Source organism: Streptomyces sp. NPDC017676 (assembly GCF_044329325.1).
Taxonomy (GTDB): Bacteria; Actinomycetota; Actinomycetes; order Streptomycetales; family Streptomycetaceae; genus Streptomyces.
The window spans coordinates 106106-130474 of sequence record NZ_JBIRJA010000017.1 but is presented as its reverse complement, the minus strand read 5'-3'; the positions used below and the strand labels follow the sequence as shown (position 1 = coordinate 130474).

Sequence of the window (24369 nt, the reverse complement as noted above, 5' to 3'; positions counted from 1 at the left end):
GGGATGGCCTCCTGTGCTCTGACAGGAAGCCATCCTAGCTTGGATTTCGTCTAAAGTTGAGTCGGCTCACGGAACGGAACCCGTCGACTACGGCTGGCTGTATCCGTCCAGGAAGTTCCCGATGCGGGTCACCGCGTCCCGCAGGTCCCCCACCGTCGGCAGCGTGACCACCCGGAAGTGATCCGGCTCGGGCCAGTTGAAGCCCGTGCCCTGGACGACCATGATCTTCTCCTTGCGGAGCAGGTCCAGCACCATCCGCCGGTCGTCCTTGATCTTGAAGACGTCGGGGTCCAGGCGCGGGAACAGGTACAGCGCGCCCTTGGGTCGCACGCAGCTCACCCCCGGGATCCGCGTCAGCAGCTCGTAGGCGGTGTCCATCTGCTCCTTCAGCCGGCCTCCCGGCAGCACCAGGTCGTTGATCGTCTGGCGTCCGCTGAGCGCGGCGACCACCCCGTGCTGCCCCGGCATGTTGGCGCACAGCCGCATGTTCGCCAGGATCGTCAGGCCCTCGATGTAGGAGTCGGCGTGGGCGCGCGGGCCGGAGATCGACATCCAGCCGACGCGGTAGCCGGCCACCCGGTACGCCTTCGACATGCCGTTGAAGGTGAGGGTGAGCAGGTCCGGTGCGACCTTCGCGGTCGGGGTGTGCGTGGCGCCGTCGTAGAGGATCTTGTCGTAGATCTCGTCGGAGCAGACGAGCAGGTTGTGCCGGCGGGCGATGTCCGTCAGGCCCCGCAGCACCGTCTCGTCGTAGACCGCGCCCGTGGGGTTGTTCGGGTTGATGATGACGATCGCCTTGGTGCGGTCGGTGACCTTGCGCTCGACGTCGGCGAGGTCCGGCATCCAGTCGGACTGCTCGTCGCAGCGGTAGTGCACCGCCGTACCGCCGGAGAGGGACACGGCCGCCGTCCACAGCGGATAGTCCGGGGCCGGTACGAGCACCTCGTCGCCGTCGTCCAGCAGTCCCTGCATCGCCATCACGATCAGCTCGGAGACGCCGTTGCCGATGAAGACGTGCTCGACGTCGGTCTCGATGCCGAGGGTCTGGTTGTGCATCACGACCGCGCGGCGGGCGGCGAGCAGGCCCTTGGCGTCGCCGTAGCCGTGCGCGGTGGAGACGTTGCGGAGGATGTCCTCCAGGATCTCCGGGGGGCACTCGAAGCCGAAGGCGGCCGGGTTGCCGGTGTTGAGCTTGAGGATGCGGTGGCCCGCCGCCTCAAGCCGCATGGCCTCTTCGAGAACCGGACCCCGGATCTCGTAACAGACGTTGGCGAGCTTGGTCGACTGGATCACCTGCATGTGCGTGAGCTTACGGCCCGGTAACGCCTCATGGCTCGTGTTTTCCGCCACGTGAGACACGAAGGTTTGCCCGGATATCACCGTCGGCTGTCTCAGGAGTCGCTTGCGTCCCTACAATTCGCTGGCATGTCCACGGAACGGGAGTACGAGGCGGGGGCGGACGGCATGAACGGAGCGGGCGGCGCGCCCGGGACCGGGCCGAACGTGTACCACCCGCAGCCGGCTCCGGCCCCCGCGTACGAGCAGTACGCCGACCCCGCCGCCGCGCACGGCTGGCAGAACGCCTACGACGCGACCCGCGAACTGCCCGCGCTGCGCGAGGCCGATGAGGCGCATGGGGCTTCGGGGACTGACGGGGGCCACGAGACTGCGCAGCCCGTCGCGGTGCCCGGAGCCGGGGACCGCGCGGAGGTGACGCTTCCGGCCGGCCCCGTCATGGCCACCGGTGTGCCCGGCGGGGGCCGGGCCGGACGGCGGCGGGCCGCGCGCCGCGCCGGCGGCCGGCGCCGGGTGGCGGTCGTCGCCGGGGTCCTCGGCGTGGCCGGTGCCGTGGCCGGGTTCGCCGCGCTGGGCGGCTCGGGCTCCCCGTCCGGTGCGCGTCCCGAGGACGGCGGGAGCGCGAACGTCGACTCCGCTCCCGCGAGCCCGCGCGGCGACACCGGCTCGCCGAGCGTGGGTGCCGCCGGGGCCGGCGACCCGGTGCCGTCGCGCTCGGCCACCTCCTCGGACGCCGGCACCGTGCGCGACACGAACGGCGGGACGACCGACGGCCCGGCGGCCACCACCACCCCCTCGGCGCCGGGCGTGTCGCCGTCCGGCGCGCCGACGCGGACGACGACACCGACCCCCACGGTGACGGCGTCGTCCGGCGCGCCGACGTCCTCCCCGTCCGTCACCCCCGGCAGGGGCCACGGCCACGGCCACGGCACCACGAAGCGCCCGCGCTGAGCGCCGAGTCGGGTCCGTGCCGCGCCACGGCGGTTCCGTCACGGCCCGGTCGCACAGGGAAACCCCTATGACCTGACACGGCGTCTTGTCCCCGCTCCTCTTCGACGTTGAGAATGCGCATGACAATCAGTGGGCGACCGGAGCACTCCGGTCGCCCAAGTCGTAAGAGGGGACCCCCACATGAAGAAGCCTCTCGTCGCCGCGCTCTCCTGCCTGGCCCTGGCAGGGCTGGGCGCGACCCCGGCGGCAGCCGCCCCGCACACGACCGCCCCGCACACCACCAAGGCCGTCAAGGCCACCGTCGACTTCGCCGGCACCGTCTCGCTCAGCAACTGCTCCGGCTCCGTCATCCGCTTCCCCGGATCCGCCGACACCGACCCGGCCCTCGTGCTGACGAACGGCCACTGCCTGGAGACCGGTTTCCCGGACCCCGGCGAGGTCATCACCGGCCAGTCCTCCAGCCGTACCTTCGGCCTGCTGAACTCCGCCGGCACCAAGGTCGCCACCCTCCGCGCCAACCAGGTCGTCTACTCGACCATGACGGACACGGACGTCACGATCTACCGCACCACCACCACCTACGCGGCGATCAGGAACTCGTACGGCATCAGCCCGCTCACCGTGCAGGACACGCACCCGGTCGCCGGCACCGCCGTCAAGGTGGTCTCCGGCTACTGGAAGCGCATCTACAGCTGCAACATCGACGGGTTCGTGTACCGGCTGAAGGAGGGCGACTGGACCTGGAAGGACTCGGTCCGCTACACCTCCGCCTGCGACACCATCGGCGGCACCTCCGGCTCCCCGGTCATCGACACCGCCACCGGCAGGGTCGTCGCCGTCAACAACACCGGCAACGAGGACGGCCAGCGGTGCACGGTGAACAACCCGTGCGAGGTCGACGCGAACGGCACCGTCACCGTCCGCCAGGGCATCAACTACGCCGAGGAGACCTACAACATCCCGGCCTGCTTCACCACCGGCAACAAGCTGAACCTGAGCGCCGCCGGCTGCACCCTGCCCAAGCCGTAGGCACGTCTCACAGCGGCGTACGGCGGACGGACCGCCCCGCGAGGACGTCCGTCCGCCTGCCGTCCTCGATGACGAACCGGCCGTCGACCAGCACGTACGGGATACCGGCCGGCAGTCCGCGGGGCTCGGCGAAGGTGGCGCCGGGCGCGACCGTCTCCGGGTCGAACAGGACCAGGTCGGCCCGGTAGCCCTCGCGCACCAGCCCGCGGTCCGGCAGCCGCAGCCGCGCCGCGGGCCGGGAGGTGAGGTGGGCGACGCACTCCTCCAGCGTCAGCACCCCCAACTCCCGCACGTAGTGGCCGAGGTAGCGCGGGAAGGTGCCGTACGCGCGCGGGTGCGGCTTGCTGCCCCGCAGGATGCCGTCGGAGCCGCCGGTGTGCGCGCGGTGCCGCATGATCGCGCGGACGTTCTCCTCGTGGCCGACGTGCTGGAGGATGGTCGTCCCGAGCCGGTCCCCGACCAGCAGCCGGTGCGCCGTCTCCCAGGGGGTCTCGCCGCGCAGCTCCGCCGCCTCCCGGACCGTACGGCCCACGACGTCGGCCAGGCCCGGATCGGTCACGCCGGAGATCTCGATCGTCTCCCACTCCACCGGCACGCCGTGGCAGCCGTCCGAGCCGGTGACCTCCAGGTCGTACCGGATCCGCTCGGCCGTGGCGGGATCGGTGAGCCGGGCCAGGATCTCCTGGGGACCGCCCTCGCTCGCCCAGCTCGGCAACAGCGCGGCCAGCGTGGTGCAGCCGGGGGTGTAGGGATAGGTGTCCAGGGTGATGTCCGCGCCCGCCTCCAGGGCCCGGTCGAGCAGCGCGAGCAGTTCCGGTGCCCGGCCCTTGTTCACGCCGAAGTTCATCGTCGCGTGCGCGAGGTGCAGCGGGCAGCCCGCCTCCCGGGTCAGGCCGACCATCTCGGCGTAGGCCTCCAGGGCACCGGCGCCGTAGGAGCGGTGGTGCGGACAGTAGTAGCCGCCGTAGGACGCCACCACGCGGCACAGCTCGGTCAGTTCGGCGTCCCCGGCGTACATCCCGGGTGTGTACGTCAGCCCCGAGGACAGCCCTACCGCGCCCTGTTCCAGCCCCTCGGCCACCAACCGCCGCATCCGGTCCAGCTCTTCGGGGGTCGCCGCGCGGTCCTCCCAGCCGACGACCAGCGCCCGGACCGTGCCCTGCGGGATCAGATAGGCCGCGTTCACGGCGATGCCCCGGTCGAGCCGGTCCAGGTACTCGCCGACGCTCCGCCAGTCGAAGTCGATGTCCTCGCCGTACCCGTTCCAGCCGGTGATCGCCCGGCGCACCCCCTCCAGCGTGCGGTCGTCCACCGGGGCGTACGACAGCCCGTCCTGGCCCAGCACCTCCAGCGTGACCCCCTGCGCCGCCTTCGCGCTGTGGTCGGGGTCGCGCAGCAGGGCCAGGTCGGAGTGGGCGTGCATGTCGATGAAGCCGGGGGAGAGGACCAGGCCCTCCGCGTCGATCTCCCGCATGGCGCGCGGGCGCTGGCAGCCCGCCGCGGCGGCCTCCTTGACGATCGAGACGATCCGGCCGGCGTCGATCACGACATCGGCGCGGTACGCGTCCGCCCCGCTGCCGTCGACGACGTCGGCGTCCCGGATGACCAGGTCCTCCACGCGGGCCTCCTAGAAGAACGTACGGATGTAGTCGACGACAGTGCCGTCCGCCTCGGCCACCGGGATCAGCTGCCACTTGTCGAAGGACGTGCACGGGTGGGACAGACCGAAGCCGATCCAGTCACCGACCTCCAGGTCCGCCTCCGGGTCCGTACGCAGCCAGGCGTGCTGGTCGGAGAGCCCGGTCACGGTGATGCCAGTGGCCGGGCGCTCCTCACCGTCCCGGCGTACCACCTGGGCGGCGGGCAGGTCCAGGTCGTAGGCCGCGTCGCGCTTGCCCGCGTTGGCGAAGGCCTGCTCGGGGGTCGGCCGGGAGACGACCTGCGCCCACAGCCGGAAGGCGGGCTCCAGGGCGCCCTCCTCGGGCACCCGGCCGAACGGGGTGAGCCTGCGGTAGTGCCCGTCGTCGTGCGAGACGTACGCGCCCGAGCGCAGCAACTTCAGTACGGGCTTCGACAGTCCGGGAATCCCGGCGAAGACCTCGGCGACCGCGTCGAACCAGGCGCTGCCGCCCGCGCTCACCACGATCTCCTCGGCCTCGCCGAACCGCCCGTCCTTGTCGAGCCCGGCGGCCAGCGCCACCAGCCGCGCCAGATACGCCCGCACCCGCTCCGGATCGGCCCGCGGCACCTCGCCCTCGTAGCCCGCCACGCCGACCAGGCGCAGGGTCGGTACGGCGGCCACGGCCGCGGCGACGGCCGCGCACTCCGCCTCCGTGCGCACGCCCGTCCGGGCCCCCTCGCCCGCGCCCAGCTCGATCACGACGTCCACCGGGCGGGCCGTGCCCGCGAGGGCCGCGTCCATCAGTTCCACCGCGCGCACGGAGTCGACGTAGCAGACGAACCGGAACTCCGGGTCGGCGGCCAGCTCTCCGGCGATCCAGCGCAGGGCGGCCGCGTCCACCAGCTCGTTGGCGAGGAAGACCCGCTGGACGCCGAACGCGCGGGCCACCCGCACCTGGTGCGGCACCGCGAGCGTGATCCCCCAGGCGCCGTGCTCGATCTGGCGCTGGAAGAGCTGCGGGGCCATGGAGGTCTTGCCGTGCGGGGCGAAGGCGAGACCGTGCCGGGCGGTGTACGTCTCCATCAGCGCGAGGTTGTGCTCCAGGCGCTCGGCGGACAGCGCGAGGACGGGGGTGGTGAAGCCGTCGCCGTCCCGGAAGAGGTTGCGGCGCTGGGCGGCCAGCTCGGCGACGGTGAGGCCGTCGGCGTCCGGGGGGAGGCCCTTGAAGCGGTGGTCGACACGTTCCTCGGCAAGGCGGGTGAGCGCTTCGGTGCCCATGGAGCCCCTCTCAGGCGTTGCATTTTCTGCAACGGCCATTGCGTGTATTGCTTACAGGTGTCTAGCATCTCGCCGAACACCGGGTCAACGGATCCGCCGGCCTGGCGATCGACAGGAGTCATCATCAACGACGCTGCTTACGCCCCGGCCGTTGCGCACCCGCGGAATGTCATGGACGTGGTGGCGCTCGGTGAGTCCATGGTCACCTTCCTGCCCAGTCGCCCCGGCCGCCTCGCCGACGTCCCCTCCTTCGACCGGGCCATCGGCGGCGCCGAGTCCAACGTCGCCTGCGCCCTGGCCGCGTTCGGACACACGGCACGCTGGGTCAGCCGCGTCGGTGCGGACGGCTTCGGCGACCACCTGCTGGAGCGGATCGCCGGGTACGGCGTCGACGTCACCGCCGTGCACCGGGACCCCGACCGGCCCACGGGCGTCTACTTCCGCACCGCCGGGGACCGGGGAACGGGCGCGCACGAGGTGGCGTACTACCGGGCGGGCTCGGCGGCGTCGGCGATGTCCGTGACCAACGTGGACCTCGCGGCGGCCCGGTCGGCCCGCGTCCTGCACCTCACCGGCATCACGGCCGCGCTGTCGCAGGAGTGCCGGGAACTGCTGCACACCCTGACGGCCCCCGTCCCCGGGCGCCCCCTGGTGTCCTTCGACGTGAACCACCGGCCGGGACTGTGGCGGGACGGCGAGGGCGCCCGGCTCCTGCTGGACCTGGCACGGCGCGCGGACATCGTGTTCGTCGGCGCCGACGAGGCGGAGCAGGCGTGGGACGTCACGGGCGGCCCCGAGGCGATCCGCAGGGTGCTGCCGGAGCCGGCGGTGCTGGTGGTGAAGGAGGGGGCGCGGGGCGCGACGGCCTTCGCGCGTCCGCTCCCCGCGGCTGGTCGTGCCGCTGGGGCGGCGGACGTCCCGGAGGAGGGCGGCGCCCCGTCGGCGCCGGACCGCGCGGCCGACCCCCGGCCCGGTGCCACCCCTCCCGTCTTCGTACCCGCCCTGTGCACAGCCGTCGTCGCGACCACCGGCGCGGGAGACGCCTTCGCCGCCGGTTTCCTCTCGGCGACCCTGCGGGGGCTGACCGTCAGGGACCGGCTCCGCCACGGCCACCTCTTCGCCGCCGCCGCCCTCGCCACCCCCGGCGACCTGGCCGCGCCCCCCGCCCGCTGCCACGCCGACCGCCTCGCCGCCCTGGACGACGACGCATGGGGGAGACTTCGACTCGGCCCCGGCTGGACGCAAGCCGAGCAGGCCGAGGAGGAGGCGAACATCCCATGAGTCAGACCGTCGACCGCGCCCTGAGCATCCTGCCGCTGCTCGCCGAGGGACCCGCCGACCTCGGGCAGGTCGCCGACCGCCTCGGCGTGCACAAGTCCACGGCGCTCCGCCTCCTGCGCACCCTGCACGAACACGGCCTGGTCTACCGCCAGTCCGACCAGCGCTACCGCCTCGGCGCGCGCCTCTTCGCCCTCGCGCAGGAGGCGATGGAGAACCTCGACATCCGCGAGATCGCCCACCCCCACCTCGTACGGCTGAACGAACAGTGCGGGCACACCGTCCACCTCGCCGTCTACGAGGAGAACGAGGTGCTGTACATCGACAAGGTCGACAGCCGCTACCCGGTCCGGATGTACTCGCGGATCGGCAAGCCCGTCGCCATCACCGTCGCCGCCGTGGCCAAGCTGCTCCTCGCCGACCTGCCCGAACCCGAGCGCCGCGCCCTCGCCCAACAGCTCGACTACCCCCTGTACACGGCCCGTTCGACCCCCCACGCCGAGGCCTTCCTCAAGGAGCTGGCCACGGTGCGCGAACAGGGCTGGGCCACCGACCTCGGTGGCCACGAGGAGTCCATCAACTGCGTCGCCGCCCCCATCCGCGGCGCCGACGGCCGGGTGGTCGCCGCCATGTCGGTGTCCGCGCCGAACGTGGTCGTCACCGCCGAGGAACTCCTCACCCTGCTCCCGCTGGTGCGCCGTACGGCGGACGCCATCAGCGGCGAGTACTCCGGACGCACCCCAGTGAAGGACCGCACCGCATGACCGACAAGATCGCCCTCACCCCGAAGACCCACACCACCCCGCCCGCGAAGTTCTCGCACGGCGTGCGCAAGGGCAACATCCTCCAGGTCGCCGGCCAGGTCGGCTTCCTGCCCGCCGAGGAGGGCAAGCCCCCCACGCCCGCCGGCCCCTCCCTGCGCGAGCAGACCCTCCAGACCCTCGCCAACGTCAAGGCGATCCTGGAGGAGGGCGGCGCCGGCTGGGACGACGTGATGATGATCCGCGTCTACCTCACCGACGTCGGCCACTTCGCCGAGATGAACGAGATCTACAACGCCTACTTCGAGGAGCAGGGCCTCACCCAGCCGCCCGCCGCCCGCACGACGGTCTACGTCGGTCTGCCGGCCGGCCTCCTCATCGAGATCGACGCCCTCGCCGTCCTCGGCTGACGTCCGCTCACCCCTCGTACCTCCTGTACCTCCCGCACGTCCGGTACGGCACGGCACCTCACGAGGCGCCGTGCCGCGCTCCCCCCTGCCCGAAAGCAGTATGCATTTACGTAGAGGACCCCCGTATGTCCTATCCGCTCGCCGCTCCCGCCCCCGCCGCGCCACCTCACACCGGAGGCCTGCTCCTCCTCGTCGACGGCACGGCCGGACTGCTCACGGTCGCCGCCGTGGGCATCGCCCTGCTCCTCTTCCTGATCATCAAGGTCAGGCTCCAGCCGTTCGTCGCCCTGCTCGCCGTCTCCATAGCCGTCGGCCTGCTCGCCGGCCTGTCGGTCACCGAACTCTTCGGCACGGTCCAGCGCTCGGACGCGGTGTCCACCATCGAGTCCGGCATGGGCGGCATCCTCGGTCACGTCGCGATCATCATCGGCCTCGGCACCATGCTCGGCGCCGTCCTGGAGGTCAGCGGCGGCGCGGAGGTGCTGGCCTCGCGCCTGCTCGCCCTGTTCGGCGAGCGCCGCGCCCCCCTCGCGATGGGCCTGACCGGCCTGATCTTCGGCATCCCGGTCTTCTTCGACGTCGGCATCTTCGTCCTGGCGCCGATCGTCTACGCCGCCGCCAAGCGCAGTGGCCGCTCCATCCTCCTGTACTGCCTGCCCCTGCTGGCCGGCCTGTCGATGACCCACGCCTTCCTGCCCCCGCACCCGGGCCCGGTGGCCGCCGCCGGACTGCTCCACGTCGACCTCGGCTGGGTCATTCTCATGGGCGTCGTCTGCGGCATCCCCGCCGTGCTGGCCGCCTGGGCGTACTCCGCGTGGATCGGCCGCCGCGTCTTCGTCGCCGTACCGCAGGACATGGTGGAGGCGGCGGCGGAGGCGAAGCAGGCCGTCCTCCAGGAGCAGCGCGCCTCGGGTGTCGAGCCGCGCGAGGAGCCGGTGCCGCTGGGCACGGTCCTCGCCATCATCGGTACGCCGCTGATCCTGATCCTCGCCGCCACCTTCTCCTCGATCGCCTTCGACCCCTCCACGGGCCGCTCGGTCGTCGAGTTCTTCGGCCACCCCTTCGTCGCCCTGACGATCGCCCTGCTCCTCGCCTACTACCTGCTCGGCATCCGCCGCGGCTGGTCCCGTAAGTCCCTGGAGACGGTGTCGACGGCGTCCCTGAAGCCGATCGGCAACATCCTGCTGGTCGTCGGCGCGGGCGGCGTCTTCGGCGCCGTACTGAAGGCGAGCGGGGTGGCGCAGGCGCTGTCGGACACCTTCCACGACGTGGGCCTGCCCGTGATCGTCCTGTCCTACCTGATCTCGGTGGTCCTGCGGGTCGCCCAGGGCTCGGCGACGGTCGCGATCGTCACGACGGCGGGCATCGTGGCGCCCCTGCTCTCCGAGGGCCACCACTCGCAGGCCTTCGTCGCCCTCGTCATCATGGCCATCTCGGCGGGCTCCATCTTCGCCTCGCACGTCAACGACGGCGGATTCTGGATGGTGGCCAAGTACTTCGGCATCAGCGAACGCGACACGCTGCGGACCTGGACGGTCCTGGAGTCGGTGCTGTCACTGGCGGGGTTCGCGGTGGCGGCGGTGGTCAGCGTGTTCGTGAGCTGACTGGTTCCGGCACAGGGAAGTCGTCCATACTGCCGCCGTGGAGCAGCGCATAGGATCGAGCAACGAGCCGACCGAGGCCGCGGAGCCGTTGACGGCGGAGCCTTCGCAGGCGGGGCCGTCGAAGGCCGGACCCGTGAAGGCCGAATCCGTGAAGGCCGAGCCTGTGAAGGTCGAGCCTGTGATGGGCGCCGGTTTCGACCCGGCCTTCGTCCCGGGGATCACGGGTCCGACACCGACGGACGGGGTGGCGAAGTCACCGGAGCCGAAGGGGGCGCAGGAGCCGCCGTCCGCCGAACCGGCGTCCCCTGAACGGGTGGACGCCGAGGAGGCGGGCGCGGAAGCCGTCGCCGACGCGGATGCCGAGGACGTCGCCGACGCGGATGCCGAGGACGTCGCCGACGCGGATGCCGAGGACAAGGCCGACGGCCCGGTCTTCGAGGCGTCCGACCGCCGGGCGCGGATCGTGGCCGACCGCAAGGGCGTCCGCCTCAGCCTGGACGAGGAGGCCTGCGAGTTCCGCTGGGACGAGATCGCGGCGGTGGAGACGGAGTCGCCCCGCTTCGGCAAGCGCTACACGATCACCGTGCACACCCCTGACCGCCGCTGGTACCCGATCGAGATCGAGGCGGCGGCCAGGGCGCGCTTCAAGGAGTGGGACGAGCAGATCGACGCGGTGCTCGACGCCTACTTCGAGGAGGCGTGACCTAACCGCAGTACTGGGCGGCCTTGCCGATCGACCGGTACATGCAGTCGGCGTTCTCCAGCAGCTGCAACACAGCGTCCTTGTTCCGGGAGGTCTCCCGCTCGATGACTTCGTCGGGCGGGTAGAACCCGCCTTGGGGACTGGACGTCGGATACATCTCGAAGGTGTAGTCGAAGATCTTGTGCACGCCCCAGAGGTAGTCGTCGATGGACCCGTCGGTGATGTACAGGTCGCTGGACTGCTCCGCCGTGTACCCGTTGCTGGCGGCCATCTTCTGCCCCACGGCCTTGAACGCGGCGGCGTCGTCCGCGGTCATCCCGGCGGCGGTGTCGTTGTACGTCCACCCGAACGGCCACAGCACCAGCTCGCTGTAGGTGTGGAAGTCGATGCCGGCCTTGATCTGCTGTTTGCCGCCGACGACCCGGCCGCGCACGAAGTCGGAGACGACCTTCACCTCGGGCGCGGACTCGGCGGCGGACCCCCGGTAGGTCTCGGAGGACGCCGACCCCGACGACCCGCCGCAGCAGCCCCACTTGTAGTTCCAGTTCCGGTTGAGGTCCGTACCGACGTACGAGGAACCGGAGTTGGGCTGCCGGTTCTTCCGCCACGACCGGTACGACCCGCTGGCGATGTCGTACTCGCCCCCGTCCGGGTTGAGATCGGGCACGATCCAGATCTCCCGGCTGTTGACGATGTTCGTGATCCGGGAGTCGGTCCCGTACCCCGCGCCGAGTTCGCGCAGCAGGTACAGCGCCATCTCCACGGTCAGATGCTCCCGTGCGTGCTGATGAGCGGTGAACAGCACTTCCGGTTCGTCCTCGTCGGTGCCGACGTTGTCGCTGACCTTGATGGCGACGATGTCCCGCCCCTGGTACGACTTCCCGATCACCCGCTTGCTCATGATGCCCGGGTAGGCGGCGAGCCGCTGGTCGATCTCGGCGTTCGTCTCGGCGTAGTTGTGGTACTTCGCGTCGGCGCCGGGGAAGTCGTAGAGCCGCGCCCCGGACCGCTGCGGCACCGCCTCCAACGGCTGCACGTCGTACCCGAGCCGCCGGAGCCCGCGGATCTGCTCGGCCCGCCCGGACACGACGACGCTCTCCTCGTCGGCCTCGTCGACGGTGACACCGGCCGCCTGGATGGCCGTACGGGTCACGGGGGTCGTGCTCTGGTGGATCTCGTACTGCCGGACGCCGTCCTCGGCCGGTCCGGCCCTGCGCACGCTGTCGGCGGTGGCATGCTCGACGCCGGCCGAGACCGGTGCGGCGAGCGCGAGGGCCAGCAGCGCACCGAGAACGGCGGTACGTCTGCCACCACGCGCGCCGGAGCCGCGGATGCGAAGTCGCATGAACTCTCCTTGTGGGGTGGAGGGGAGGTGGGGTGTTCCCGTGCGACGTGCGGATGCGAGCCGGCGGGGGCCTTCGGTCGGGCTCCCTGTGAACTCGCTGTGCGGGTTGGCGCTCATGGTGCGGTGTTGGCATGATCAGGTCAAGCATGAGGGGAGGGAACGACCGGAAACGGCGCGACGGGCCGACGGATCCCTCAGCCGGCGGGGTGCCGCGCCTTCAGGGCTTCGATGAAGGGGGTGAAGGCACGGGCCGGGAAGGTGAGGGTGGCTCGCGTGGGGGATTTGGAGTCGCGGATGGATATGTGGGTGTCCATGTCGGCGACTTCGACGCAGTCGTTGCCCTCACCTCCACCTGAGAAGGACGACTTCTTCCACGAGGTGGGGGTGGTCACCGTTCCTCACAGCTCCTTCGCCAACTGGTGGATGAGGTCGCGCGACCGCTCAGGGGACAGCGCCTGCCCCCTCACCCTACGGAACAGCCTGCGGAAGTGCTCCAGCTGTGCTTCCGAGTCGATGAACGCGGTGCCGTGCGGGGCGTCGCGCACGACGGTGTCCAGCCGCGGCACCGCTCCACCCAGGTGCGCCATGGCGCTTCCGGCTCCGGCGAAGTCGTCCAGGGCGAACGGGACGACCTGAACCGTGACGTGCCCGGCTTCGGAAACCTCAAGGACGCGGTTGAGCTGTGCCCGGGAAGCGGCGCGCCCGGCCACCCGGATGCGGAGCGCCGCCTCATGGATCACCGTCTCGTACGGGATGGGGTCGGACCCCTCGATGACGACTCTCCGCTTCATCCGGTGCTCCACCCGAAGGGCCACCTCGCTTTCGGGGAACTCCGGGTTCATGTAGGCGAAGAGGGCCCGGGCGTAGTCCTCCGTCTGGAGGAGCCCCGGCACGTGGATGACCGCCACGTCCTTGCGGAACCGTGCGTGATGGTCCAGCTCGGCCAGGTCCTGGTAGGCGGCGGGGAGGGTGCCCCGGTACTCCTCCCACCAGCCGCGGGTCCGATCCGTCGTCATGGCCACGAGCGCGTCGATCAAAGCGCTGTCAGTACAGGCGTAGTTGGCGGCGAGTCGGCGCACACGCTCCTCGCTCACCCCTGCGATGCCGGACTCGATCTGACTCATCTGAACGGAGTTCGTTCCGAGCCGGGCCGCTGCCTCCGTCGCCTTCAGCCCCGCGGCTTCGCGAAGTCTTCGCAGTTCGGCGCCCAGTCGAACTTGGCGTGCTGTCGGGTTCCGTCGTGCCGGCACGGCGACCTCTCTCCTCAACGGCTTCGGCGAGGCGACTCGTTCGAGGGCAAGGTTACGCGACCGGCTTGCTGCGAATGAAATTTATGCCCTACCGTCGGTGACGTACCGCACACACAGCGGAAGCGCACCGCGTCGTCCTGCCATGACGGCTGCGGCAATGCCACCGCGTGCGCAAACCCCACTCACCGACTGGAGTTGCTGAGCCATGCCCGAAAACGAACCCTGGGACTACACCCTCTACATCCCCAACGACCCCAGAGCCGTCACCGTCTGCCGCCGCACCCTGCGCGTGATCCTGACCCTGCACGGACTGGCGGGGTTGGTGGAGACGGCGGAACTCCTCGCGACCGAGCTGGTGTCGAACGCGGTGCGGCACACCAAGGGCCCGGCCGCGCTGCGGGTACGGCGCTCCCCGCAGGGCCTGGTGTGGATCGGGGCGTGGGACACGGACCCCGCACCGCCGGAGCCGCCGGTGCCATGGGGGCAGGTACTGGAGTCGGAGGAGGGGCGGGGGCTGGGGCTGGTGACGGCCTGCGCCCAGGACTGGGGTTGGCAGCCGTCGGCGCGGTTCGGGGACCGGGGGAAGTACGTGTGGTGTGAGCTGGGGGTGGCGTGATGGTGGCCCGGTTCGAAAGCCATCCGGGCGAAGCCCCAGTCACGCCTCCATGGTTCAGGACCCGCCGGAAGACACGATGAAGAAGCAAAAGCGCAGGAGAATTCACGGAATGAGTGCGATATGCCCTTCATCCGCCGCGGGCTGACCATGACCACGTCGCTTCTGGCCCTCGCCGGCTTCCTCGGTATGGGAACCGCCGCCCACGCCGCACAGATGGACGACGGAGATGGTTACAGGCCGTGTGTCATCACCAACCAGGGAAACCACAACGAGAACAGCTACCAGTCGTGTGGACAGATCCTCACCGGAACCGGCCACGTCACCGGAGCCAACCACACGATCGGATCGGGAGTCCCGGGACGACCCGACTCGCTGCCGCAGGTCGGCGTGACACCGACCAACCTTCTCTCGGCACCGCAGGACAACGCCGACGTCGTGGCTTTTCTGCCCGGCGGTAGCGATGTCTCCGCCGCCTGCACCGTCAAGAGCCCGGCCGGCGATGGCATCTTCTATCTCGTCGTCACCAACGTCAACAACTACCCCACGGCCGGCTGGGTACCGGCCGAGTCGGTGCAGACCACCGCGGACTTCCCGGAATGTCTGCCGGACTGAGATGACGCCAGGTGCGCCCCGCAGGACAGCGCCCGGACCGAGAGGGTCCGGGCGCTGTCCGTAGTAGGCGCTCACGGCCCTGGTGAGCTTGCGCTGGATAGCTCGGAGGACCGGGAGCGTGGCCTTGTTACGGATCCCGGGCTCAGGGTCGCGGCGAGCGGAATGCCCCTGGCGTCGGTGAGACGACTTCCTTCCCGGCCGGCTTGCGGTGCGGCCCGCTCCTTCAGGTCTTCGGCCGACGTCACGCGGAGCCGCGCTCCGGTGTGTACAACCTTCGCCCGCTGTCGGGGATCCAAGTGGGCGATCGGATCACTTGCGACCGGTCCGCCTCACCACATATCCGTCGAAGGAGCACCGTGCCGAGACCCCTGCCCCGCAAAGCTGCCCGGGCCAGTGCCACCGCCCTCGCGTCGGGCCTGCTGATCCTGTGCGCGCCCTTCCCCGGCCATGCCGCTCAGAGCGCGCAGACCGCGCAGACACTGGAGTTCACCGTCTCCGAGGGCGGCAACCCGCTGCCGGTGAAGCCGTACAAGGACGACTACGCCAGGGCCTACCTGTATGCGCGCAACACCGGGTCGCAGCAGCTGACGGACTTCACGGTGACGGTCGACGCCACGGCCGTCCAAGGTCAGATGAGCCTGACGCCCCCTTCCGCCTGCGTCGAGAGGCAGCAGCTCCTGTACGTGTGTGACGGCGAGAAGCTGAATGACCGCAAGCCGCTTCAGCCGGGCGACACCATGCACGGTCTCACCCTGCAATTCCGGACGCTCGCGACCGCGCAGCCCGGCTTCTCGGGCGATGTCCGGGTCTCCGCCGAGGCGGGCGACACGACGCTGGGCGGGACGACGTTCAAAGCCGAGGTGCCGGACATGGGCCCGCTGCTCGACCGGAGCTCCCCGTCTGGCACCTGGGCGAAGACCGGCGAGACAGTGCAGCCCCAGTTCGGCTTCACGAACTTCAGTACCCGGCCCTTGAACGGCGTCTACATCGCCATGCACGTCAGCCAGGGGCTGTCGTTCGGCGAAGAGTTCAACAACTGCGAGTACGGCCGTGACGCAGACGACGGCACCATGGCGCGCTGCTACGTCGAGACCCCGGTCACGGCGGGCGGCTCCTATGACGTCAACGGCTTCTTGGCGAAGGTCGGCAGCACCGCGAGGCGCGAATCGTGGTCCGTGGCCGTGTACGGCACGAGCGACGGCTACTACTACACGCACCCGGAACTGACCCACGTGCACCGCGGCACCGGGCGCGCGTTGAAGGTCGAAACCCGGGCCGACGGCCCCAAGCCGTTCGATCGGAGCTACGGGGTCGGCTTCGTCGACACGAACAACCCCTTCGACCTGGAAGCCCTGGGGGCCACCGTCCATGGCGAGGCCGGGCAGGTCGTGGAGGCGAAGCTGGGCGTCCGGAACAACGGGCCGGCCGCCATCGAGCAGTGGGACCGCGGCGAAGGTCCCGGGGACGGTCCGTCCTCCGAGGCCCACGTGACGATCCCGCCCGGCACGACGGCGGTGAAGGTCCCGAACGACTGCCGCTCGGATGGTGACTGGAAGAAGGGCGAGCCCGGCGACAGGCATTACACCTGCTACCAGGACGTCGACGACTGGTACTTCGACGCCGGTCAGCTGACCCCGTTCGTCTTCGGCCTGCGCATCGACAAGCCGGCCGACCTCGCACCTGGTTCGATCAAGGTGACGATGCAGATTGCTGACAGCAACAGCAAGGACAACACCGCGGCGATCAAGGTGACGGCCGACGGCACCAACGGTCACGGCTCCGGCTCCCCCTCCGGAGGCACCTCCGGTTCCGGCGACACCGCGGCCTCCGGCGGCACCTCCGGCTCCGCCACGACCGGCTCCACCACGACCGGCTCCGGCACCGCGGCCTCGGGCGAGACCGAGCAGGGCTCCATGGCCGACACGGGCACCGGTGCGCTGCCCTGGTACGCGGCCACGGCGGCCGCCGTCGCACTGATCACGGGCGGCACTCTGTTCGTCGTCAGCCGGCGCCGCAAGAACTGAGACGAGGATCAAACACGGACGCACAAACACATGGCGGACCGGCCGGGGGGCGAGGCCGAGGACTGCAAGGTCCTGCCCCATCCGGCGGTCCGGCCGGAAACCCTGCGTCCCGCTGCGTCTTCTTCAGCGGCTTGCGGGTGGGTCGGCGGCGTCTGGGCGCGCGGGTCCGGACGAGGATCCTGCCCGGGTGATGCGAGAGCCGGCGTAGGTGCGCGGGCGTACCGCTCCGTCCAGCCGGCCGCGTGGCCGCCGTCACCCGGCCGGTTGCGTCGAGGTCGAAGCGGCGGGTTTCGAGAAGGCGTACAACCAGCGGACACCACCGGAATCAGCCACCACGGGGCCACCTGTCACCGGGTCGAGGGCTACCAGTACGGGGGTGCGCCCGAACTCACCCAGCAAGACCGCGCACGCAAGCCGCCCGCGCCCGGGGTCGTCCGCGGTCTCCGACGCGTCGGATGCCGCCGCCTGCGCGTAGTCGTACAACCGCGACCCGCGTACAGGCCGACAGCCGGCCGGCGGAACAAGTCAGGCCGTTCTTGCCGCACAGCACAGCGCCCGGACCGAAAGGCCCGGGCGCTGGGGGTGGCCGAAGGTCACGTCACGGGAGTGCGTGGACGTGGGGGCCGACCGTGTTCGACCATGCGTTGCCCGAGGCCGCGTCCCAGTTCGTGGACCAGGTCATCGCGCCCCGCAGGGCCGGGTAGGTCTTGGACGGCTTGAAGGTGCCGCAGTTCGTGGCCGCCGTCAGGCAGTCCAGGGCGTTGTCGACCACCGTCGGGGAGACGTAGCCGCTGCCCGCCGCGCGGGTGGAGGCGGGGACGCCGAGGCCGACCTGGGACGGGGAGAGGCCGCCCTCCAGCTGGATGCAGGCGAGGGCCGTCAGGAAGTCGACCGTGCCCTGGCTGTAGACCTTGCCGTCGCAGCCCAGCATGGAACCGCTGTTGTAGTACTGCGTGTTGACGACCGTCAGGATGTCCTTGATGTTCAGGGCCGTCTGGAAGTACGTGTTCGACGTGGACTGCATGTCGATCGTCTGGGGGGCCATCGTGATGATCAGCGAGGAGCCCGCCTTCGACGACAGCGCGCGCAGCGCCTGCGTCATGTACGTCGCGTTCAGGCCGTTCTCCAGGTCGATGTCGACGCCGTCGAAGCCGTACGTCTGCATGAGGGAGTAGACCGAGTTGGCGAAGTTGGCGGCCGACGACGCGTCGTTGACGGACACCGAGCCCTTCTCGCCGCCGACCGAGATGATGACCTTCTTGCCGGCCGCCTGCTTGGCCTTGATGTCGGCCTTGAACTGGTCGACGGTGTAGCCGTTCAGGCCGGCGGAGTCCAGGGTGAAGGAGACGGCTCCCGGGGTCGACGTGGCGTCGGCGAAGGCCACCGCGATGATGTCGTAGGACGACGGGACGTCCGAGAGCTTCTGGACCGTGGCGCCGTTGTTGAAGTTCTGCCAGTAGCCGGTCACCGCGTGCTTGGGCAGGGAGCCGCCGCCTCCGCCGCCCGTGCCGGAGGCCGTCGTGCCCGTCACCGTCGCCGACCTGGCCGACTCGCCGACCGCGTTGGTCGCCGTGACCTGGAAGGAGTACGACGTGGCCGCCGTGAGGCCGGTCACCGTCGCGGACGTGCCGGTCACGGCGGTGACCTTCGTGCCGTTCCGGTAGACGTTGTAGCCCGTCGCGCCCGACACCGCCGACCAGGACAGGGAGACCGCGGAGGACGTCGTACCGGTCACGGAGAGGCCGGCCGGGGCCGCCGGGACCGTCGGGGCCGGGTCGCCGCCTCCGCCGCCGTCGGGGCCGTAGACCGAGATGTCGTCGGCGTAGTAGGCCGCCTGGCCGTACCAGCCGTGGGTGTAGACCGTGACCGAGGTCGTGGACGAGCCCGTCGTGAACGTCGTCGACAACTGCTTCCAGGAGGCCGAGTCGGGGGTCCAGGTCGAGACGTCCGTCGTGCCGGTGCCCGTCACGCCCAGGTAGGAGTAGCCGCCCTGGACCCACGCGCTCAGGGTGTACGTCGAGTTGGGCTTGACCGCGACCGCCTGGGTGCACTGGGCGTTGTCCTGGCCGGCCGGGGTCGCCTTCAGGGCCCCGGTGCCCCCGTGCACCGGGGACGTCACCGTCGTGCCGCTGCCGGCCGTGCACGTCCAGTTGGCCAGGCCCGACTCGAAGCCCGCGTTCTTCACGTTGTTGACGTCCGCGGCGGACGCGGGGCCGGCCGTGGCGAGGCCCGCGACCGAGAGGGCCAGGGCGGTGGCGGCGGACCATGCCGCGAGCCGCCGTGCGCGGGGTCTGGGTATGCCTGGTGCGCGGTCCACTGGAGCCTCCGTGGGGAGTGGGCGGGGAGGGGAGGAGAGGGGCGGTGGCCATCGCTTGCGCCCTTAAGTTGGTCCAGACCAATCCGGGTGTCAAGAGGTCCAGACCAAAATCGCTTCCCGCGGGTGACTCAACCTGTCCGGGTTTGGCGGGACTTGCTCCGGGAGAGTTCCACACCGGCTTCACAAACGCTGTTCTCCGGTCATACGCCCGTGGATACAGTGCTCAGGTAGTCACGCAATGAAGTCGTCCTGGCGCACTGGAGTTACACCGGTGGGCCGGCGGGTGTGAAGAGCGGGGAGCTGCGCGTGCCAACTGCCATTGCCGTGACCAGTGCCGACATGGCGCTGCCGGCGCAGGACGAGCGGACCGTGCCCGCCGTCGTGCTGGCCGGCCTCGACCGCAAGCCGCTGGACCAGGCCCTCACCGAACTCCACACCCTCACCGAGCAGTACGGCTATGTGGTCGTCGTCTGCTCACAGGCCACCCCGGAGCCCGTCGTACGGCGGCTGTACACCCTGCGCTCGCTGCTGGAGAGCGACCGCATCGCCCTGTTCCGGCCGGAGTTACCGCCGCTCGGCATCGCCGTCCTGGCCCGGCAGCTGCGCCAGCTCGCCTCCTGCGACCTGAGTCCGGGCGTACTCGCCTCCGCAGGCCGGCTGCTCACCCACTACATCCACGCCGGCGCCGTCCTCGGCTCCGTCGCCAAGCTGGACCGGGTCCCGGTCGGCCTCAAGGCGCACGCCAGGAGCTGGATGCCGGGCAGCCAGTTCGCCGTCCTCGCCCACCCCGAGCCCCAGCTCGTCAAGGTGACCCCCGACGCCACGCTCAAGGGGCCCGAGTTCAGCACCTGGATGCTGGTCGCGAAGGGGCAGTTGCAGAGCGACTGGGCCGCCGGGCTCGGCACCCGGTGGGGTGTGCACGGACTGCGCGAGACCCCGCTGCCCGCCGAGTCACCGGTGTGGTGGGGGACCGGCCGCATGGTCGAGTTCTGCGGCTACCTCGCCGACCTGTCCGTCCTCTACCAACTGGTCACCTCCGTACGGCAGACCAGCTGTCACTGGTGCGGCCTGGACGTCATCGGCGACCGCTGCGTCTTCTGCTCCGCCACCTCGCCCGCGTACGAGACACCCCGCGCCCTGGAACAGCGAACGCCCGCCTGACCTGCGCGAACCTGACCCGTCCCGCTCGACCGATTCCCCCAATGAGGTTGCACGGTTCATGAACTCCCGTCAGCGCCGCGGCGTGATACTCCTGATCCTGTCGGTCCTGTGCGCGCTGGGCGCGTTCGCCGGCGTGCTCTCCGTCATCCACGACGCGAACTCCAAGGTCGGGCCCGAGGTCGCCGCCTACCGGGTCAGGTCCGAGGTGAAGCCGTACACCGCACTGGACACGGGCCAGTTCGAGAAGATCGAGATGCCGAAGCGGTGGCTGTCCGGCAACGCCGTCACCGACCTCCGGCAGATCCGCGGCAAGATCGCCGTGACCACCCTGCGCGCCGGCTCCCTGCTCCAGACCGACATGATCGTGGACCGGCCCGCCCTCCAGCCCGGCCAGCAGGAGGTCGCCATCATGATCGACGCGGCGACCGGCGTGGCGGGCAAGATCACCCCGGGGTCGCGGGTCAACGTCTATGCCACCTTCGAGGGAAAGAAGGAGGGCGACCCGGACCAGTCGAAGATCATCGTGACCAACGCCCGCGTCATCGACGTCGGCCGGATCACCGCCCTCGAACCCGACCGCGACAAGGACCGGCAGCCCACCGAGGCCGTCCCCATCACCTTCGCGCTGTCCACCATCGACGCCCAGCGCGTCACCTACGCCGAGTCCTTCGCCCAGCGCGTCCGGCTCGCGCTCGTGGCCCCCGGCAGCGAGACCAGCGTCCCCGACAAGGACCGCACCTACGAACTCGCGACGGACAAGTGAGAGGCGGCCATGCCCACCAGGATCCTCCCGGCCGGCGCGGACCCGGACGCCGTCCGCTCCCTCACCACCCTGCTCAGCCAGCTCCCTGACGCCGAGCCGCAGCCCCCGGTGACCGACTCCACCCAACTGGTCGACGCCCTCGCCCGGCTCGCCGCCGAGTCGGTCGACGAACTGCCCGAGGTCGTGGTCGTCCACGAACGGATCGGCCCGGTCCCGGCCCTGGAACTGATCCGCGAGGTCGCCCTGCGCTTCCCGGCCGTCGGCGTCATCCTCGTCACCACCGACACGAGCCCCGGCCTGTTCGCCGCCGCCATGGACTCCGGCGCCCGCGGCCTGGTCGCGCTCCCGCTGTCGTACGAGGAGCTCGCCAACCGCGTGCAGGCCGTCGCCCAGTGGTCGACGGGGGTACGACGGCACCTCGGGCACGGCGCCGAGACGCTCGTTGGGGCCGGCGGCACCGTCGTCACGGTCAGCGGCGCCAAGGGAGGCGTGGGCGCGACACTGACCGCCATCCAGCTCGCCCTCGCCGCCCAGGCCTCCGGCCGCGCCACCGCCCTGGTCGACCTCGACCTCCAGACCGGCGACATCGCCTCCTACCTGGACATCCAGTTCCGCCGGTCGGTGGCCGACCTGGCCGCCATCACCGACATCTCGCCCCGCGTCCTCGCCGACGCCGTCTTCCGCCACGACACCGGGCTCGCCCTGCTCCTCGCGCCCGGCGAGGGCGAACGCGGCGAGGAGGTCACCGACCGCGCCACCCGCCAGCTCGTCAGCGCCCTGCGCTCCCGCTACGAGGTCGTCGTCGTCGACTGCGGCGCCCAGCTCAGCGGGGCCGGCGCGGCGGCCGTCGAGATGGCCGACACCGCGCTGCTGGTCACCACCCCGGACGTCATCGCCGTACGCGCCGCCAAACGGACCGTACGGATGTGGGACCGGCTGCAGATCCGCAAGGCCGAGGAGACGACCGTGGTCGTCAACCGGCACACGCGCAGTACGGAGATCCAGCCGGCGCTCGTGCAGCGCATCACCGGGACGGCCCTGGCGCGCACGGCCGTACCCGCCAACTTCAAGGAGCTGCAAGGCGTCGTGGACGCCGGGCGGGTACACGAGCTCGACGCCAGGAGCACGGTCAAGCAGGCGCTGTGGGGACTCGCGGGGGAGCTGGGGCTGGTGAAGGCCGCGGAGGGAGCCTCCCACCGCGGGAACGGACGCGGTTCCGTGAGCCTGCGGCGCCGGAAGGAGTGAGTCCCTGATGAGAAGGCCGGACGGGGACCGGGGACAGGTGAGCATCGAGTTCCTGGGCATGACCCCGCTGATCGTCCTGACGCTGGTGCTCATGTGGCAGGCCGTACTCGTGGGATACACCTTCACGCTCGCCGGGAATGCTGCCGACGAGGCGGTGCGGGCGGGGACGGCCGCGCCACGGGGAGGCGCGCGTCAGGCAGCGTGCGCGGAGGCGGGGCTGAAGCACCTGTCGGGAGCGTGGAAGGGGGACGCGTCGGTGCAGTGCAGCCCGTCCGGCTACGTCACGGCCGACGTCTCCCTCAAGGTCCCGGTCCTCTTCCCGGGCGTGATCTCCTTCCCCGCCACCGTGCACGGCCACGCCGGCGCCGTCGAGGAGGTGAAGGACTGAGATGCCGTACCGCCGCCCGAGACGCGACCGGGGCCAAGTGGCCGTCGAGTACCTGGGGTTCGTCCCCGTCCTGCTGATCGTCGGCCTGGCCGGCTTCCAGATCGGGGCCGTCGCCTACGCCGCCGAGCAGGCCGGTACGGCGGCCCGGGCGGGGGCGCGGGCCGCGTCGCTGCGGCAGGACGTGGGGCAGGCGTGCGCCGACGCGGTCAGCGGCGGCCTCTCCGTGCAGTGCGGCGAGACCGGCGGAGGGGACGACTCGGTCACCGTCACCGCGACCGTCCACATCCCCACCATCGTCTGGGACCTCGGCTCCGCCACCAAGTCCGCCACCATGCCGCTCGACCACTGACCGAGGAGAGGCGACCCCATGAGTCTGCGGGCACGCATCAGCACCCCGGAGGAGCACGGCAGCCGGGGCGAGGACGGACACCTGGTCGCCTCCTACCGGGCCAAGCTGCTGGAGGAGATCGACCTCGCGGAGATGAGTTCGCTCGCCGCCGCCGAACGCCGGGCGCGGCTGGAGCGGGTGCTCGGGCACATCATCAGCCGGGAGGGCCCGGTGCTGTCGACGGTCGAGCGCTCCCAGCTGATCCGCCGGGTCGTGGACGAGGCGCTGGGCCTCGGCATCCTGGAACCGCTGCTGGAGGACGCCTCGATCACGGAGATCATGGTCAACGGCCCGGACGCCGTCTTCGTGGAACGCGGCGGCCGGGTCGAACAGCTTCCCCTCCGGTTCGTCTCCGCCGACCAGCTCATGCAGACCATCGAGCGGATCGTGTCGACCGTCAACCGCCGCGTGGACGAGTCGAACCCGATGGTGGACGCCCGCCTGCCGTCCGGCGAGCGGGTCAACGTCATCATCCCGCCGCTGTCCCTGACCGGCCCCATCCTCACCATCCGCCGCTTCCCGCGCTCCTTCACCCTCCAGGAACTGATCGGCTTCGGCTCGCTGGACGAGCACATGGTGTACCTGCTGGCGGGCCTGGTGCAGGCGAAGTTCAACATCATCGTCTCCGGCGCGACCGGCACCGGGAAGACCACCCTGCTCAACGCCCTGTCCGGGCTGATCCCGTCGCACGAGCGCATCATCACCATCGAGGACTCCGCCGAACTCCAGCTCCAGCAGACCCATGTGGTCCGCCTGGAGTCCCGCCCGCCGAACGTGGAGGGCAAGGGCCAGGTCACCATCCGCGACCTGGTCCGCAACTCCCTGCGGATGCGCCCCGACCGGATCGTGGTCGGCGAGGTCCGCGGCGGCGAGTCCCTCGACATGCTCCAGGCGATGTCCACGGGCCACGACGGCTCGCTGGCGACCGTGCACGCGAACAGCGCCGAGGACGCGCTGACCCGGTTGCAGACCCTGGCCTCCATGTCCGACGTCGAGGTGCCCTTCGTCGCCCTGCACGACCAGATCAACAGCGCGGTCGACGTCATCGTCCAGCTCACCCGGTTCGCCGACGGCGCGCGCCGGATCACCGAGATCGCGGTGCTCGACAGCCACGGCGGGGAGCCGTACCGGCTGGCGACCGTGGCGCGCTTCGACGCGCGGCCCATGACCCCGGACGGCCGCGTGTACGGCGACTTCCGCTACTTCCCGCTGCCCCGCCGCACCGCCGACCGCCTCTACATGGCGAGCCAGCCCATCCCCCAGGCCTTCGGCGTCGCCCGCTCCGCCGACCAGCTCGCCACCCGAGAAGCCAGGTAGGACTTGAGGACC

At 70.9% G+C, this 24369-nt stretch carries 23 protein-coding genes; 16 read left to right on the top strand and 7 right to left on the bottom strand.

Going from position 1 to position 24369, the window contains the following annotated elements; genetic code table 11:
• Positions 1–87 precede the first annotated feature (87 nt).
• Positions 88–1299, bottom strand: coding sequence for a pyridoxal phosphate-dependent aminotransferase (locus tag ACH4LD_RS32230; protein ID WP_103815842.1), 1212 nt, complete (start codon positions 1297–1299; stop codon positions 88–90).
• Between the two features lie 126 nt (positions 1300–1425).
• Here ACH4LD_RS32230 and ACH4LD_RS32225 point away from each other — a divergent pair, with 126 nt between their 5' ends.
• Together ACH4LD_RS32225 and ACH4LD_RS32220 are read left to right on the top strand one after the other, a co-directional pair.
• Positions 1426–2247 carry a hypothetical protein gene (locus tag ACH4LD_RS32225; RefSeq protein ID WP_398057660.1) on the top strand — a complete coding sequence of 274 codons (822 nt, stop codon included), beginning with the start codon at positions 1426–1428 and terminating at the stop codon, positions 2245–2247.
• 180 nt (positions 2248–2427) lie between these two features.
• Positions 2428–3276 carry a trypsin-like serine peptidase gene (locus ACH4LD_RS32220; RefSeq protein WP_398057661.1) on the top strand — a complete coding sequence of 283 codons (849 nt, stop codon included), beginning with the start codon at positions 2428–2430 and terminating at the stop codon, positions 3274–3276.
• 7 nt (positions 3277–3283) lie between these two features.
• Here the strand turns inward: ACH4LD_RS32220 and ACH4LD_RS32215 are convergent, their stop codons facing one another.
• Positions 3284–4894, bottom strand: coding sequence for an amidohydrolase family protein (locus tag ACH4LD_RS32215; RefSeq protein WP_398057662.1), 1611 nt, complete (start codon positions 4892–4894; stop codon positions 3284–3286).
• Positions 4895–4903: 9 nt separating this feature from the next.
• The gene (locus ACH4LD_RS32210) at positions 4904–6175 is read right to left on the bottom strand and encodes an amino acid deaminase (RefSeq protein WP_398057663.1); all 1272 of its coding nucleotides are present in this window, start codon (positions 6173–6175) and stop codon (positions 4904–4906) included.
• A 171-nt stretch (positions 6176–6346) separates the two neighbouring features.
• Between ACH4LD_RS32210 and ACH4LD_RS32205 the strand changes: the two genes are divergently transcribed.
• From ACH4LD_RS32205 to ACH4LD_RS32185, 5 genes are all read left to right on the top strand, one after another.
• A complete protein-coding gene (locus tag ACH4LD_RS32205; protein ID WP_398057664.1) occupies positions 6347–7456 on the top strand; it encodes a sugar kinase in 1110 nt (369 codons plus the stop codon).
• Positions 7453–8217: an IclR family transcriptional regulator gene (locus tag ACH4LD_RS32200; RefSeq protein WP_398057665.1), complete on the top strand. Its 765-nt coding sequence runs from the start codon at positions 7453–7455 to the stop codon at positions 8215–8217. Before ACH4LD_RS32205 ends, ACH4LD_RS32200 begins: the two co-directional genes overlap by 4 nt.
• A complete protein-coding gene (locus ACH4LD_RS32195) occupies positions 8214–8624 on the top strand; it encodes a RidA family protein (protein ID WP_014674656.1) in 411 nt (136 codons plus the stop codon). The genes ACH4LD_RS32200 and ACH4LD_RS32195 overlap by 4 nt, the downstream gene beginning before the upstream one ends.
• A 125-nt stretch (positions 8625–8749) precedes the next feature.
• Positions 8750–10228: a GntP family permease gene (locus tag ACH4LD_RS32190; protein ID WP_059262887.1), complete on the top strand. Its 1479-nt coding sequence runs from the start codon at positions 8750–8752 to the stop codon at positions 10226–10228.
• Positions 10229–10361: 133 nt separating this feature from the next.
• Positions 10362–10931, top strand: a complete 570-nt coding sequence (locus ACH4LD_RS32185; RefSeq protein WP_014674658.1) for a hypothetical protein — start codon at positions 10362–10364, stop codon at positions 10929–10931.
• A gap of 1 nt (position 10932) precedes the next feature.
• Here the strand turns inward: ACH4LD_RS32185 and ACH4LD_RS32180 are convergent, their stop codons facing one another.
• The 3 genes from ACH4LD_RS32180 to ACH4LD_RS32170 form a co-directional block, all read right to left on the bottom strand.
• Positions 10933–12276 (bottom strand): M14 family metallopeptidase, encoded by a 1344-nt coding sequence (locus tag ACH4LD_RS32180; RefSeq protein WP_398057666.1) that lies wholly within the window; start codon positions 12274–12276, stop codon positions 10933–10935.
• A gap of 194 nt (positions 12277–12470) precedes the next feature.
• Positions 12471–12668 (bottom strand): DUF397 domain-containing protein, encoded by a 198-nt coding sequence (locus ACH4LD_RS32175; protein ID WP_189888598.1) that lies wholly within the window; start codon positions 12666–12668, stop codon positions 12471–12473.
• A 6-nt stretch (positions 12669–12674) separates the two neighbouring features.
• A complete protein-coding gene (locus ACH4LD_RS32170) occupies positions 12675–13526 on the bottom strand; it encodes a helix-turn-helix domain-containing protein (protein ID WP_398057667.1) in 852 nt (283 codons plus the stop codon).
• Positions 13527–13731: 205 nt separating this feature from the next.
• Here ACH4LD_RS32170 and ACH4LD_RS32165 point away from each other — a divergent pair, with 205 nt between their 5' ends.
• The 3 genes from ACH4LD_RS32165 to ACH4LD_RS32155 all read left to right on the top strand — a co-directional run bounded on the left by ACH4LD_RS32165 (position 13732) and on the right by ACH4LD_RS32155 (position 16778).
• A complete protein-coding gene (locus tag ACH4LD_RS32165) occupies positions 13732–14142 on the top strand; it encodes an ATP-binding protein (RefSeq protein ID WP_398057668.1) in 411 nt (136 codons plus the stop codon).
• A 120-nt stretch (positions 14143–14262) separates the two neighbouring features.
• Entirely contained in the window at positions 14263–14754 is a 492-nt protein-coding gene (locus tag ACH4LD_RS32160) for a hypothetical protein (RefSeq protein ID WP_398057669.1), read from the top strand.
• Between the two features lie 356 nt (positions 14755–15110).
• Entirely contained in the window at positions 15111–16778 is a 1668-nt protein-coding gene (locus ACH4LD_RS32155) for a hypothetical protein (protein WP_398057670.1), read from the top strand.
• Between the two features lie 598 nt (positions 16779–17376).
• Here the strand turns inward: ACH4LD_RS32155 and ACH4LD_RS32150 are convergent.
• Positions 17377–19095, bottom strand: a complete 1719-nt coding sequence (locus ACH4LD_RS32150; RefSeq protein ID WP_398057671.1) for a chitinase — start codon at positions 19093–19095, stop codon at positions 17377–17379.
• Positions 19096–19380: 285 nt separating this feature from the next.
• Here ACH4LD_RS32150 and ACH4LD_RS32145 point away from each other — a divergent pair, with 285 nt between their 5' ends.
• From ACH4LD_RS32145 to ACH4LD_RS32120, 6 genes are read left to right on the top strand one after another with little or no spacing between them, the layout of a single operon-like run.
• Positions 19381–20256 carry a hypothetical protein gene (locus tag ACH4LD_RS32145; protein WP_398057672.1) on the top strand — a complete coding sequence of 292 codons (876 nt, stop codon included), beginning with the start codon at positions 19381–19383 and terminating at the stop codon, positions 20254–20256.
• 58 nt (positions 20257–20314) lie between these two features.
• On the top strand, positions 20315–21019 hold the full coding sequence (gene cpaB, locus ACH4LD_RS32140; RefSeq protein WP_014674668.1) for a Flp pilus assembly protein CpaB: 705 nt from the start codon (positions 20315–20317) through the stop codon (positions 21017–21019).
• 9 nt (positions 21020–21028) lie between these two features.
• The gene (locus tag ACH4LD_RS32135) at positions 21029–22264 is read left to right on the top strand and encodes a CpaE family protein (protein WP_398057673.1); all 1236 of its coding nucleotides are present in this window, start codon (positions 21029–21031) and stop codon (positions 22262–22264) included.
• A 7-nt stretch (positions 22265–22271) separates the two neighbouring features.
• A complete protein-coding gene (locus tag ACH4LD_RS32130) occupies positions 22272–22652 on the top strand; it encodes a TadE family protein (RefSeq protein WP_132790533.1) in 381 nt (126 codons plus the stop codon).
• A 1-nt stretch (position 22653) separates the two neighbouring features.
• A complete protein-coding gene (locus tag ACH4LD_RS32125) occupies positions 22654–23001 on the top strand; it encodes a TadE/TadG family type IV pilus assembly protein (RefSeq protein ID WP_103815823.1) in 348 nt (115 codons plus the stop codon).
• Between the two features lie 18 nt (positions 23002–23019).
• On the top strand, positions 23020–24357 hold the full coding sequence (locus ACH4LD_RS32120) for a CpaF family protein (protein WP_398057674.1): 1338 nt from the start codon (positions 23020–23022) through the stop codon (positions 24355–24357).
• Positions 24358–24369 lie beyond the last annotated feature (12 nt).

Bases quoted from the DNA above. Each gene is read 5' to 3' on its own strand.
- ACH4LD_RS32230 (WP_103815842.1), bottom strand. From the start codon at position 1,299: ATGCAGGTGATCCAGTCGACCAAGCTCGCCAACGTCTGTTACGAGATC.
- ACH4LD_RS32225 (WP_398057660.1), top strand. From the start codon at position 1,426: ATGTCCACGGAACGGGAGTACGAGGCGGGGGCGGACGGCATGAACGGA.
- ACH4LD_RS32220 (WP_398057661.1), top strand. From the start codon at position 2,428: ATGAAGAAGCCTCTCGTCGCCGCGCTCTCCTGCCTGGCCCTGGCAGGG.
- ACH4LD_RS32210 (WP_398057663.1), bottom strand. From the start codon at position 6,175: ATGGGCACCGAAGCGCTCACCCGCCTTGCCGAGGAACGTGTCGACCAC.
- ACH4LD_RS32205 (WP_398057664.1), top strand. From the start codon at position 6,347: ATGGACGTGGTGGCGCTCGGTGAGTCCATGGTCACCTTCCTGCCCAGT.
- ACH4LD_RS32200 (WP_398057665.1), top strand. From the start codon at position 7,453: ATGAGTCAGACCGTCGACCGCGCCCTGAGCATCCTGCCGCTGCTCGCC.
- ACH4LD_RS32195 (WP_014674656.1), top strand. From the start codon at position 8,214: ATGACCGACAAGATCGCCCTCACCCCGAAGACCCACACCACCCCGCCC.
- ACH4LD_RS32190 (WP_059262887.1), top strand. From the start codon at position 8,750: ATGTCCTATCCGCTCGCCGCTCCCGCCCCCGCCGCGCCACCTCACACC.
- ACH4LD_RS32180 (WP_398057666.1), bottom strand. From the start codon at position 12,276: ATGCGACTTCGCATCCGCGGCTCCGGCGCGCGTGGTGGCAGACGTACC.
- ACH4LD_RS32165 (WP_398057668.1), top strand. From the start codon at position 13,732: ATGCCCGAAAACGAACCCTGGGACTACACCCTCTACATCCCCAACGAC.
- ACH4LD_RS32160 (WP_398057669.1), top strand. From the start codon at position 14,263: ATGCCCTTCATCCGCCGCGGGCTGACCATGACCACGTCGCTTCTGGCC.
- cpaB (WP_014674668.1), top strand. From the start codon at position 20,315: ATGAACTCCCGTCAGCGCCGCGGCGTGATACTCCTGATCCTGTCGGTC.
- ACH4LD_RS32135 (WP_398057673.1), top strand. From the start codon at position 21,029: ATGCCCACCAGGATCCTCCCGGCCGGCGCGGACCCGGACGCCGTCCGC.
- ACH4LD_RS32130 (WP_132790533.1), top strand. From the start codon at position 22,272: ATGAGAAGGCCGGACGGGGACCGGGGACAGGTGAGCATCGAGTTCCTG.
- ACH4LD_RS32125 (WP_103815823.1), top strand. From the start codon at position 22,654: ATGCCGTACCGCCGCCCGAGACGCGACCGGGGCCAAGTGGCCGTCGAG.
- ACH4LD_RS32120 (WP_398057674.1), top strand. From the start codon at position 23,020: ATGAGTCTGCGGGCACGCATCAGCACCCCGGAGGAGCACGGCAGCCGG.